Genomic DNA, 12,414 nt, shown 5'->3' on the forward strand with positions numbered 1-12,414 from the left:
CCAGTTGTCGAACCCCGGTCGGGGGTTCTCATCCCCCCGGTGAGTGCCACATGCGAAAAAAAAGCCCGTACTTGCGTACGAGCTCTTCTTAAAATATGGCGGTGAGGGGGGGATTCGAACCCCCGATACGTTGCCGTATACACACTTTCCAGGCGTGCTCCTTCAGCCACTCGGACACCTCACCATATTGTCTTTCCCGTTGTTGTCGGGAACGGGCGCTAATGTAGGGAAATACGTATCGCCCGTCAATCAACTTTTTGCAAAAAAAGCGCGTTTAGACAAACTTCGAGCAACTTGCTCCTTAAACGTGCGAAATCCGTTTTTTTTGTCGCCACTCCCTTTTCACTTTGCGACAAGGGGAAATTTGTTATGCTGGCAAACCAATAGAAAACAATGAGTAAAATAAGACGCCAGCGTCAATCGGCCAAAGGCGTCTGCTATCAGGAGCCCCTATGGAGATTATTTTTTACCATCCGACCTTTGATACCCAATACTGGATCTGTGAGCTGGAAAAGCAGTTACCCGGCGCGCGGGTGCGCGAGTGGAAAGCGGGCGATAACCGGCCGGCGGACTATGCCCTGGTCTGGCATCCGCCGGTAGAGATGCTGCAGGGCCGGGCGCTGAAGGCCGTGTTCGCCCTCGGGGCAGGGGGGGACTCTATTCTCAGCAAGCTGCGCGACCATCCGGATATGCTGCCGCTGTCGATTCCGCTGTTTCGTCTCGAAGATACCGGTATGGGACGGCAGATGCAGGAGTATGCCGTTAGCCAGGTGCTCCACTGGTTCCGCCGCTTTGATGACTATCAGGCGCTGAAGCTGGCGTCCCGCTGGCAGCCGCTGCCCGAGTACCGCGCCGACGGATTCACCGTCGGGATTATGGGCGCCGGCGTGCTGGGGGCGAAGGTTGCGGAAAGTCTGCAACCCTGGGGGTTCCCGCTTCGCGTCTGGAGCCGTAGCCGCAAATCCTGGCCGCAGGTGCAGAGCTTCGCCGGCCAGGCCGAGCTGGGCGAATTCCTGCAGGGCACTCGCGTGCTGATCAACCTGCTGCCGAATACCGCCGAAACCGCCGGCATTATTAACCAGACGCTGCTGGCGCAGTTGCCTGATGAGAGCTATGTCCTCAACCTTGCTCGCGGCGTGCATGTCGTTGAAGAGGATCTGCTGGCGGCGCTGAACAGCGGTAAGCTCAAAGGGGCGATGCTCGATGTCTTCAGTCGCGAACCGCTGCCGCAGGAGAGCCCGCTATGGGCGCATCCGCGGGTGGCCATGACCCCCCATGTGGCGGCAGTGACCCGTCCAATGGAAGCTATCACCTACATTGCGGAGACCATTAGCCGGCTTGAGCGAGGGGAGCCGGTAAGCGGTCAGGTCGACCGCCAGCGCGGTTATTAAGACGAGAGAACCCCGCCACGGCGGGGTTTTTGCTAATCAATAGCCCGGTTTCCTGCTATTCTTGCGGCAAACAGAAGAGGAGAATGTGATGTATCCCGTTGACCTGCACATGCATACCGTCGCCAGCACCCATGCCTACAGCACCCTGCACGATTATATTGCGGAAGCAAAGCGTAAAGGGATCAAACTCTTCGCCATCACCGACCACGGCCCGGACATGGCGGATGCTCCGCACTACTGGCACTTCGTTAATATGCGCATCTGGCCCCGCCTGGTAGACGGGGTGGGGATCCTGCGCGGTATTGAGTCGAATATTAAAAATATTGAAGGCGAGATCGACTGTTCCGGACCGATGTTGACTTCCCTCGATCTGATCATCGCCGGATTTCATGAGCCGGTGTTTCCGCCGCAGGATCGTGACACCCATACACAGGCGATGATAGCCGCGATGGCCAGCGGTAAAGTGCATATGATTAGCCATCCGGGTAATCCGAAATTCCCGGTGGATATCCCGGCGATTGCCGAAGCGGCGGCTCGCTACCAGGTGGCGCTGGAGATTAATAACTCCTCGTTCGTATCATCGCGCGTGGGCAGTGAAGACAACTGCCGGGCCATCGCCGCCGCAGTGCGTGATGCCGGGGGATGGGTGGCGCTGGGCTCGGACTCTCACACCGCCTTTACCCTCGGGGAGTTTACCGAATGCCGCAAGATCCTTGATGCGGTCGATTTCCCGGAGGACAGGATCCTCAACGTTTCTCCGCGTCGCCTGCTTAACTTCCTCGAGTCGCGGGGCATGCCGGCGATCCCGGAATTTGCTGACCTTTAATTTGTATAACTGGAATAACTGAATGAACGAGTTTTCAATCCTCTGCCGCGTGCTGGGTTCGCTGTATTACCGTCAACCGCAGGACCCGCTGCTGGTGCCGTTGTTTACCCTGATCCGCGAGGGCAAACTGGCCGCCAGCTGGCCGCTTGAGCAGGACGAGCTGCTGGCGCGTCTGCAGAAAAGCTGTGAAATGCAATCCCTGGCGACGGACTATAATGCGCTGTTCGTCGGTGAAGCCTGCAGCGTCCCGCCGTACCGTAGCGCGTGGGTGGAGGGTTCCTCGGAAGCGGAAGTTCGGGCTTTTCTGAGCGAACACGGCATCCCGACAGGGGAAGGTCCGGCGGATCATCTCGGCTCGCTGCTGCTGGCCGCCTCCTGGCTGGAGGATCATGCCGCAGAAGACCAGAGCGAGACGCTGGAGCTCCTGTTCGCCGACTATATCCTGCCGTGGTGCGGGACGATGCTGGGGAAAGTCGAAGCCCATGCGCACACGCCGTTCTGGCGCACCATGGCGCCGTTGACCCGCGACGCCATCGCCGCGATGTGGGACGAGCTTCAGGAAGAAGATGAGCAATAATATGTGATGTAAATCACTGTTTGAATGAAACTGAAAGAAAGTTCATTCATATACTGTGTTTTAGATCGCATTCTTCCGGCGCGTATCTGCTAGGATACGCGCCATGAACATACTCTTCGCAATCGCATTAACGACAGGCATCCTCTCCGGGATTTGGGGGTGGGTGGCGGTCGCTCTCGGCCTGCTGAGCTGGGCCGGATTCCTCGGCTGTACGGCCTATTTCGCCTGCCCGCAGGGCGGCTTGAAAGGGCTGGCCATCTCGTCCTGCACGGTGATGAGCGGCGTGGCCTGGGCGTTAGTGATTATCCACGGTAGCGCGCTGGCGCCACAGGTGCAGATCCTCAGCTATATGATGACCGGTGTGGTCGCCTTCCTGATGTGCATTCAGGCGCGACGGACGCTACTGTCGTTTGTCCCGGGCACCTTTATCGGCGCCTGCGCGACCTTCGCGGCAGACGGCGACTGGCGTCTGGTGATCCCTTCCCTGGCGCTGGGTCTGGTCTTTGGCTATGCCATGAAAAATAGTGGCCTGTGGCTGGCGGCCCGTGCGGATAAGCATAAATTGTTCGTCAACGACAACGCCTGATCGGCGGGACGACTAAAAAACAGGACCTTACGGGTCCTGTTTTTTTATCTTCTCGTCACCGGACAAAGCGATAATCTTGCTCCCGCAGGCGAGAATGCCCTAGTATCGGCAGAAAGCCGTATCCACACGCTATGCCGACAGGAGGAGAAATGGCTGTTAAACCTGAGGTAATTCTCGGCGATATTACGACACTTGATGTCGATGTGATTGTTAATGCGGCAAATCCCTCGCTGCTGGGTGGTGGCGGAGTAGACGGGGCCATCCACCGGGCGGCCGGTCCCGCGCTGCTGGCGGCTTGTAAGCAGGTGCTGCAGCAGCAGGGCGAATGCCCTCCCGGGCATGCGGTAATTACTATTGCCGGCAATCTGCCGGCCAGCGCGGTGATCCACACCGTGGGCCCGGTCTGGCACGGCGGCGACCGCATGGAGGCGCAAACCCTGGCCGATGCTTACAAAAACAGTCTGCAGCTGGCCTCGGCAAACAACTATCGCTCCATTGCGTTTCCGGCGATAAGCACCGGCGTGTATGGCTATCCGAAAGAGGAAGCGGCGGCGATCGCCGTGCGCACCGTCACCGCGTTTCTCACTCGCTATAACCCTCTTGAGCGCGTCCTGTTCGTCTGTTTTGACGAGGAAACTGCGGCTATCTATCGCCGCCTGCTGGCGTCATACCCCTGATTCAACAGAATAGGCTATGATAACCGCCAGTCTTGACGGGAATGATGGGTAGCAGGAGGGAGCAGGGTGTCAGAAGGAAAAGTCCAGCAGAAACAGCAGGCGCGCCGCGCGGAGATCGTTGTCGCTGCGCAAAAATGTTTCGCTGAAAAGGGGCTGCACGGCGCTTCCGTCGCCGATATCGCCCGGGAAGCGGGCCTGAGCGTCGGTCAGCTATATCGCATTTTTGCCAGCAAGGAAGCGATCATCGAAGCGATTGTTAGCGAAATCGTCAACGCCAGAGTCGGGGAGATGATCGATGAGAACCACAATCTGGCGCGTAAAGCGGCGGTTTTGGCTGGCAGGATCCCGACGTCGGCAGCCACCAAAAGCGATAATTATCTGCTGATGGAGATCAATGCCGAGGCCTCGCGTAACCCACGCTTGCGTGAGATCCTGATGCAGGCCGATCGGCGGTTGAAAGAGGAGGGCGGTCGCCTGTCGCAGCGCTACCATCCCGGGCTCAGCGATGCGCGACGCAATGCCGCATCAGAGCTCATCGCCGTTCTGACAGAGGGGGCAGCTTACCGCTGTGAGCTGAGCGCCTCCACCCCGGTCGATAAGGCAGATTTAGAAGCCCTGTACAATATGATTTTCGACCGGCTTTTTGACGAGCAGGCATAATACGGCACGCCTGGCGTGCCGCACAGGCTAGTGGTTAGCTGGCCGAGGCTGGGGTTTTGGCCGGTTTGTTCATCGGTTTACCGGAGAACAGGAAACGCAGCAGCGGAATGCGCAGGTGAATTTCATACAGGATCAGGGCAATACCCACCACAAAAACCAACCCGCCAATAAAGCCTAAGGTATTGGACTTAATGACCGGGGTGATCCACGCCCCGTACAGCAGCGTCAGCGGATGGTGCACCAGGTAAATAAACAGCGAAGCATTGACGAAATAGGTTACGCGCGCCGACTGGAAGTTCAGCAGGCGATGGCCGAGCGAAAAGACCACATTGACCATCCACAGCCCAAGCACCATGGTGATCACCGATTCCGTTTCATACATCCAGCCGTCGCCGGAGCCGTACTGCTGGTTCAGCCGGTAGGCGATAAATCCCAGCAGCGCCGCTGCGCAGCACCATGGTGACGGGGTGGTAAACATCGCCTTCAGACGCGGATTAATAAAGGTCTGCGCCCCCAGCACAAAGAAGGGAAGATAGAACAGCGTCTGCATCACCACAAAGTTAAACAGACCATTGCTAAGCAGCGGCGGGTAAATCAGGAACAGCGATCGGCGGATCAGCGCGTAAAGCACCCCCAGCGCAAGGAAAATCATCGTTAGCTGGCCCATAGTGACAGTGTCACCAAAGGCTGAGGCGCCCCCTGCCGGGCGGCGCGTCAGCCATTTAAACAGCACCACGCCCAGCGAGGTCAGCACCACCAGCACCAGTAAAAACCACAGGTGGGAAATAAGCTCCCACGCCAGGGTGTTAAATTTATCGTACCCGGAAAGGGTGTGCCAGTTTTCCGCCTTGCCGTTGACGTACTGCAGCATAATAAACTGCGGCAGCGTCAGCAGTGGGATAGCGGTCAGCATCGGAATACCGACCCGTTCGACGCGCACTTTCCACCACTTTTTCAACGGGTAGCGCAGGAACAGCATGTAGGAGAAATAGCCGGAGATGACGAAAAAGACCTGCATCCGGAAGGCATGGATGAAGTCATTAAACAGCGTCAACCACCACGAGGGCTCAGCGCTGTTGACATGCCAGCTGTGGCTGGAATAGATCAGCGAAATGTGGAAAGGGATCCCCAGCAGCATCAGCCAGGCGCGGATGCTGTCGAAGAAATATTCACGCTGTACCGGAGTATTATTCATACGATTCACGACAATCTCAGATAATTCGTCTTATCACTCAAGATGATAACGCTTACATTATCAGCAACCCTACATGAACTCGGGGTACCTGTCTCCAGGATAAGCACGCAAAGTGCAAACGGGATAGCGAACTGTTTATTCCCTGCGCCGCTACGCTGAACAAAGCAGGGATTATGTTGTCGGATTGCCTGAGTTTCCATTAAAATAGATCGGATCGATTTAAGCACACAAAGGGGGAAGTGCTTACTTATATGAAACATAAACCACAGATGATGAAAATGCGTTGGTTAAGCGCAGCCGTAATGTTGTCCCTGTGTACTTCATCTGCATGGGCATTTAGCATTGATGACGTTGCAAAAGAGGCCAAAACGTTAGCCGGGAAAGGCTATGAAGCGCCGAAGAGTAACCTGCCCTCCGCTTTCCGCGACATGAAATACGCGGATTACCAGCAAATTCAGTTTAATCACGATAAAGCTTACTGGAATAACCAGAAAACCCCATTCAAGCTTGAATTTTACCATCAGGGTATGTACTTCGACACGCCGGTCACCATCAATGAAGTGACGGCCACCAGCGTGCGCAAAATTAAATATAGCCCGGACTATTTTAACTTTGGTAACGTTCAGCACGATAAAGACACGGTGAAAGACCTCGGTTTCGCCGGCTTCAAAGTACTGTATCCGATCAATAGCAAAGATAAGAACGATGAGATCGTCAGCATGCTCGGTGCCAGCTACTTCCGCGTGCTGGGTCAGGGTCAGGTTTACGGCCTGTCCGCGCGCGGCCTGGCTATCGATACCGCGCTGCCGTCCGGCGAAGAGTTCCCGCGTTTTCGCGAGTTCTGGATCGAGCGTCCTAAAGCCACCGACAAACGTCTGACTATCTATGCGCTGCTGGACTCCCCGCGGGCAACCGGCGCTTATCGCTTTGTCATCATGCCGGGACGCGACACCGTGGTAGATGTCCAGTCCAAAGTTTACCTGCGTGACAAAGTGGGCAAACTGGGCGTGGCGCCGCTGACCAGCATGTTCCTGTTCGGTTCCAACCAGCCTTCTCCGGCGCTTAACTATCGTCCGGCGCTACACGACTCCAATGGTCTGTCGATCCTGGCCGGTAACGGCGAGTGGATCTGGCGTCCGCTGAACAACCCGAAACACCTTGCCGTTAGCAGCTATGCGATGGAAAACCCGCAAGGGTTCGGCCTGCTGCAGCGCGGCCGTCAGTTCTCGCGCTTCGAGGATCTCGACGATCGTTATGACCTGCGTCCGAGCGCCTGGATCACCCCGAAAGGGGAGTGGGGCAAAGGGAAAATCGAACTGGTTGAAATCCCGACCAACGATGAAACCAACGATAACATCGTGACTTACTGGACGCCGGATCAGCTGCCGGAGCCGGGCAAGGAGATGAACTTCAAGTACACCATCACCTTCAGCCGCGATGAAGACAAGCTGCATGCGCCGGATAACGCTTACGTTATGCAGACCCGCCGCTCTACCGGCGACGTGAAGCAGTCGAACCTGATCCGCCAGCCGGACGGCACCATTGCTTTCATTGTCGACTTCACCGGCGCCGATATGAAAAAACTGCCAGCGGATACCCCGGTCGCCGCCCAGGCGAGTACCGGCGATAACGCTGAAATCGTTGAAAATACCGTGCGTTACAATCCGGTGACCAAAGGCTGGCGAATGATCCTGCGTTTGAAGGTGAAAGATCCGAAGAAAACGACGGAAATGCGCGCCGCGCTGGTTAACGGTGATGACACGTTGAGCGAAACCTGGAGCTATCAGCTGCCTGCCAATGAATAAGATAACAAAGTACATTGACGCATTGCCGCTGTCGGACGCCGAGAAATCGGCGCTGCCGGACACCAGCCTGCAGGCCGTTCATCAGGCCCTGGATGACGACCATCAGACCTTCGCCCGCGAAGACGACTCCCCGCTGGGGTCGGTCAAGGCACGGCTGGCGCACAGCTGGCCGGATTCGCTGTCTGGCGATCAGCTGGTGAAGGATGATGAAGGCCGTACTCAGCTGCATGCGATGCCCAAAGCCAAGCGCTCCTCAATGATACCGGACCCGTGGCGTACCAACCCGGTCGGCCGCTTCTGGGACCGTCTGCGCGGACGCGATGTCACGCCGCGCTATCTCTCCCGTCTGACGCAAGAAGAGCGCGAGAGTGAGCAAAAATGGCGTACCGTCGGCACCATTCGTCGCTATATCCTGCTGCTGCTGACGCTGTCGCAGACCGTGGTAGCCACCTGGTATATGAAAACCATTCTGCCTTATCAGGGCTGGGCGCTGATCAACCCGGCCGACATGGTGGGGCAGAACCTGTGGATCTCGTTCATGCAGCTGCTGCCGTACGTGTTGCAGAGCGGCATTCTGATCCTCTTCGCGGTGCTGTTCTGCTGGGTTTCCGCCGGCTTCTGGACCGCGTTAATGGGCTTCCTGCAGCTATTGATCGGCCGCGATAAGTACAGTATTTCCGCCTCGACGGTCGGTGACGAACCGTTGAACCCGGCGCACCGTACGGCGCTGATAATGCCGATCTGTAACGAAGACGTTGACCGCGTTTTCGCCGGCCTGCGGGCGACCTGGGAGTCGGTGAAAGCGACCGGTAACGCCGCTCATTTCGACGTCTATATCCTCAGCGACAGCTATAACCCCGATATCTGTGTGGCTGAGCAAAAGGCGTGGATGGAGCTGATTGCCGAAGTGCAGGGCGAAGGGCAGATCTTCTACCGCCGCCGTCGTCGTCGAGTGAAGCGTAAGAGCGGCAACATCGATGACTTCTGCCGCCGCTGGGGCAGCCAGTATAGCTATATGGTGGTGCTGGACGCTGACTCGGTGATGACCGGTGAGTGTCTGAGCAGCCTGGTGCGCCTGATGGAAGCGAACCCGAATGCCGGGATCATTCAGTCTTCCCCGCGCGCCTCGGGCATGGACACGCTGTATGCGCGTTGCCAGCAGTTTGCCACCCGGGTGTACGGTCCGCTGTTTACGGCGGGTCTGCACTTCTGGCAGTTGGGGGAGTCCCACTACTGGGGCCACAACGCCATTATCCGCGTGAAGCCGTTCATTGAGCACTGCGCGCTGGCGCCGCTGCCGGGCGAGGGCAACTTTGCCGGGTCGATCCTGTCGCACGACTTCGTCGAAGCCGCGCTGATGCGCCGTGCCGGCTGGGGGGTGTGGATTGCCTACGATCTGCCGGGCTCCTATGAGGAGCTGCCGCCGAACCTGCTGGACGAGCTGAAACGCGACCGTCGCTGGTGTCAGGGCAACCTGATGAACTTCCGCCTGTTCCTAGTCAGAGGGATGCACCCGGTTCACCGGGCGGTGTTCCTTACCGGCGTGATGTCCTACCTGTCGGCGCCGCTGTGGTTTATGTTCCTTGCCCTGTCGACGGCGTTGCAGGTGGTGCATGCCCTGACCGAACCGCAGTACTTCCTGCAGCCGCGTCAGCTGTTCCCGGTGTGGCCGCAGTGGCGGCCTGAGCTGGCCATCGCGCTGTTCGCCTCGACCATGGTGCTGCTGTTCCTGCCGAAGCTGCTGAGTATTATTCTGGTGTGGTGTAAAGGGCCGAAAGAGTACGGCGGATTTATCCGCGTCACGCTTTCACTGCTGCTGGAGGTCCTGTTCTCGGTCCTGCTGGCGCCGGTCCGTATGCTGTTCCACACGGTCTTCGTGGTCAGCGCCTTCCTCGGCTGGGAGGTGGTATGGAATTCGCCGCAGCGTGATGATGACTCCACGCCGTGGGGGGAAGCCTTTATGCGCCACGGCTCACAGCTGCTGCTGGGGCTGGTGTGGGCGGTCGGGATGGCATGGCTGGATCTACGCTTCCTGTTCTGGCTGGCGCCGATTGTTGTCTCGCTGATCCTCTCGCCGTTCGTGTCGGCGATTTCCAGCCGGGCGACAGTGGGCCTGCGCACCAAGCGCTGGAAGCTGTTCCTGATCCCGGAAGAGTATTCGCCGCCGCAGGTGCTCAAGGATACCGATGCGTACCTGACGATGAACCGTCAGCGTTCGCTGGACGATGGCTTTATGCACGCGGTGTTTAACCCGTCGTTTAACGCCCTCGCCACCGCAATGGCCACTGCGCGCCACCGTCAGGGGCATATCCTGGAGATCGCCCGCGAGCGCCATGTCGAGCAGGCGCTGAATGAAACGCCGGATAAGCTGAACCGCGATCGTCGACTGGTGCTGTTGAGCGACCCGGTAACCATGTCGCGTCTGCACTATCGCGTATGGGCCGCGCCGGAGAAATACTCTTCATGGGTGAACGCCTATCAGCAGTTGGCGCTTAACCCGCTGGCGCTGAAAACGAAATAAGCCGTACGTTAAGGAAAATACCGGCAGCGATGCCGGTATTTTTTTATCTGAAATACGAGGATGTGGATGCGAATACTACCGATCATTGCCATGGCGCTGCTGCTCAGCGGCTGCGGCAGCATTATCAGCCGTACGGTGCCCGGGCAGGGGCATGGCAATCAATATTACCCGGGCGTACAGTGGGATGTTCGCGATTCGGCATGGCGCTATCTCACCATTCTCGACCTGCCGTTCTCGCTGGTATTTGATACGCTTCTGCTGCCTCTGGACGCCAGCCACGGACCCTATAACTGATTAACGCTCGTCCCACTCGTCGGCTGCCGTCTGCCCCTCTTCGGTGTCCAGCGAGGGCTCGAGCTGAAATTCGCCTTCATCCCATTCGTGGAGCGTATTTTCCTCCAGCCACTCCTGACGCAGCTCTATCTCATCATAATCCCCGTCGAAGACGCTCTGCGCGGCTTCGCCGCTGAGCATCGGGAGGCATTCGCCTTGTTCCTCTTCGTCAGCAAAAAATTCGGCCTGCCAGGCGATATCGCCATCCTGCAGCACATACTTTTGAATGTTGAGCTGCTCAACGTTGGCGCTCTCTTCATCGCTGTCAGGGTTGTTGGCGAGAAATTCTTCACGTGCTGCATCAATAGCTTCTTCAAGCGTGGCGTAGAACATCGAATCCTTTGGCATAGCGAATCTCCTGAGAAGAATATGAATTGAACACGATTCAATCTATAGAAGGCGGTACGCACGGCGTCAAGGGACAGAGCCCCTCTCGACGTTAATTTACTGAATGCGAAGTATCCGCTGCTGGCCGACGCAGGCTGAGGGTGGAGTAGATCGCATTAAACAATACCACCCCTGCGGTGACCAGAAATACAGCGCGGAAGCCATAGTTAGCGGAAACCGACGCGCCAATCAGGGGGCCGGTAACGTTGCCAATATCGCGGAACGACTGGTTATAGCTGAAGATTCGCCCGGAGATCTGGCTGGTGGAGTTGTACACCAGCAGGGTTTGCACCGCCGGCAGCAGCGCGCCGTCCGCGGCGCCGAGCAGGAATCGCAGGATACCTAACTGCAGCGGGGTCTGAACGAACGACATCGGGATCAGGAGTAGCACCGAGATAATCAGCGCCACGATTAGGATTTTTTCCGGCCCGATGCGATCCCCCAGTTTGCCCAGCCGCGGGGCGCTCATCAGCGCGGCAATGCCCGGCACCGAGGCGATCATTCCGCTGATAAAGGCGATGTTACTGACGTTGCCCGCGAGATCGCGTACATAAAGCGTCAGGATCGGCGCAATGGAACCGGTGGCCACCTGGATTATCAGCGAGGTCACAAACAGGCTGAGCACCAGTTTGGGATTCTGCAGCGAAGAGAACACCTCTCTGGCACTGAGCATCTCTTTCCTGGCGATCGGCACAAAATTTTCGCGGATTAAAAACAGGGTAAACAAGAAACAGATAAATAGTACCGCCGCGGTCATAAAGAAGACGGTGCGCAATCCCCAGTGGTCGGCCAGGAAGCCACCTGCCAGCGGGCCGAGCAGGGCGCCGCTTACCGCGCCGGTAGACAGTGTCCCCAGCGCCCAGCCGCTTTTATGGCGCGGGATCTGGGTGGCGATCAGGGCGTTGGCGTTAGGAATAAAACCGCCCAGCAGGCCGAGCAGTGCGCGCAGCAGCAGAAACTGCCAGATATTCTGCGCCATTCCCATCAGCATCATCACGATGGCCATCCCGAGGGCGGAACGCAGCAGCATGATTTTTCTCCCCTTGCGATCAGCAAGCCCCCCCCAGAACGGCGAGGCGATGGCGGAGAAAAGAAAGGTAATACTAAAGACCAGCCCGGACCACATGTTCAGGGCGCTATGCCCGGTGACGCCGAGCTGTTCGACGTAGAGTGGCAGAAAGGGCATGACCAGGCTGAAGGCGGCGCCGGTTAAAAAGCAGCCAAGCCAGGTCACGGTCAGGTTTCGTTTCCAGTTAATGGGGGTTTCAGCAGACGACATAGGGTTCCACTGGCCTGCGCGGCAGGTCAAATTAAGAGAAAATATGAGCCTGCTAATTATGCGCCTGAGAAATAGATGCCGCAATGGAGGAGAGCTTTTAAAGCTAAAGGAGAGCCTAAAGCCTGAGCGGCGAAGCTTCCCGGCCGGGATGAGCGCGGCCGGGAAAAGGGATCAGTA

General features: G+C 57.6%; 12 protein-coding genes and 1 tRNA gene. 9 read left to right on the forward strand and 4 right to left on the reverse strand.

The genetic code is table 11. From position 1 onward, the window contains the following. Positions 1-96: 96 nt before the first annotated feature. Positions 97-184: transfer RNA gene (locus KHQ28_RS13820), tRNA-Ser, on the reverse strand. A 268-nt stretch (positions 185-452) separates the two neighbouring features. Here KHQ28_RS13820 and ghrA point away from each other — a divergent pair. The 6 genes from ghrA to KHQ28_RS13850 all read left to right on the forward strand — a co-directional run bounded on the left by ghrA (position 453) and on the right by KHQ28_RS13850 (position 4,717). Next, the gene (gene ghrA, locus KHQ28_RS13825) at positions 453-1,391 is read left to right on the forward strand and encodes a glyoxylate/hydroxypyruvate reductase GhrA (RefSeq protein ID WP_032419107.1); all 939 of its coding nucleotides are present in this window, start codon (positions 453-455) and stop codon (positions 1,389-1,391) included. Positions 1,392-1,479: 88 nt separating this feature from the next. Continuing rightward, positions 1,480-2,217: a phosphatase gene (locus KHQ28_RS13830; protein WP_004215132.1), complete on the forward strand. Its 738-nt coding sequence runs from the start codon at positions 1,480-1,482 to the stop codon at positions 2,215-2,217. Positions 2,218-2,239: 22 nt separating this feature from the next. After that, positions 2,240-2,794: a molecular chaperone gene (locus tag KHQ28_RS13835; RefSeq protein WP_004140758.1), complete on the forward strand. Its 555-nt coding sequence runs from the start codon at positions 2,240-2,242 to the stop codon at positions 2,792-2,794. Between the two features lie 103 nt (positions 2,795-2,897). Next, positions 2,898-3,380: a DUF1097 domain-containing protein gene (locus tag KHQ28_RS13840; protein WP_004191006.1), complete on the forward strand. Its 483-nt coding sequence runs from the start codon at positions 2,898-2,900 to the stop codon at positions 3,378-3,380. 149 nt (positions 3,381-3,529) lie between these two features. After that, positions 3,530-4,057, forward strand: a complete 528-nt coding sequence (gene ymdB, locus KHQ28_RS13845; protein WP_004176593.1) for an O-acetyl-ADP-ribose deacetylase — start codon at positions 3,530-3,532, stop codon at positions 4,055-4,057. A gap of 66 nt (positions 4,058-4,123) precedes the next feature. Continuing rightward, positions 4,124-4,717, forward strand: coding sequence for a TetR/AcrR family transcriptional regulator (locus KHQ28_RS13850; RefSeq protein WP_004179313.1), 594 nt, complete (start codon positions 4,124-4,126; stop codon positions 4,715-4,717). 34 nt (positions 4,718-4,751) lie between these two features. Here the strand turns inward: KHQ28_RS13850 and mdoC are convergent, their stop codons facing one another. Next, positions 4,752-5,912: a glucans biosynthesis protein MdoC gene (gene mdoC, locus KHQ28_RS13855; protein ID WP_002898962.1), complete on the reverse strand. Its 1,161-nt coding sequence runs from the start codon at positions 5,910-5,912 to the stop codon at positions 4,752-4,754. Between the two features lie 251 nt (positions 5,913-6,163). Between mdoC and mdoG the strand changes: the two genes are divergently transcribed. The 3 genes from mdoG (at position 6,164) to KHQ28_RS13870 (ending at position 10,532) form a co-directional block, all read left to right on the forward strand. Then, entirely contained in the window at positions 6,164-7,717 is a 1,554-nt protein-coding gene (gene mdoG, locus KHQ28_RS13860; protein WP_004140751.1) for a glucans biosynthesis protein MdoG, read from the forward strand. After that, complete coding sequence (gene mdoH, locus KHQ28_RS13865) at positions 7,710-10,238, forward strand: glucans biosynthesis glucosyltransferase MdoH (protein WP_002898967.1); 2,529 nt, start codon at positions 7,710-7,712, stop codon at positions 10,236-10,238. Before mdoG ends, mdoH begins: the two co-directional genes overlap by 8 nt. Positions 10,239-10,304: 66 nt before the next feature. Next, entirely contained in the window at positions 10,305-10,532 is a 228-nt protein-coding gene (locus tag KHQ28_RS13870; RefSeq protein WP_002898978.1) for a YceK/YidQ family lipoprotein, read from the forward strand. Here KHQ28_RS13870 and KHQ28_RS13875 read toward each other — a convergent pair whose 3' ends face one another. Both KHQ28_RS13875 and mdtG read right to left on the reverse strand, forming a co-directional pair. Beyond that, positions 10,533-10,919 (reverse strand): MysB family protein, encoded by a 387-nt coding sequence (locus KHQ28_RS13875; RefSeq protein WP_002898981.1) that lies wholly within the window; start codon positions 10,917-10,919, stop codon positions 10,533-10,535. It abuts the gene before it with no gap. 91 nt (positions 10,920-11,010) lie between these two features. Then, positions 11,011-12,237, reverse strand: coding sequence for a multidrug efflux MFS transporter MdtG (mdtG, locus tag KHQ28_RS13880; RefSeq protein WP_002898984.1), 1,227 nt, complete (start codon positions 12,235-12,237; stop codon positions 11,011-11,013). Positions 12,238-12,414 lie beyond the last annotated feature (177 nt).

The sequence above is a fragment of the Klebsiella sp. 28 genome, from assembly GCF_018223905.1.
Lineage (GTDB): Bacteria > Pseudomonadota > Gammaproteobacteria > Enterobacterales > Enterobacteriaceae > Klebsiella > Klebsiella pneumoniae.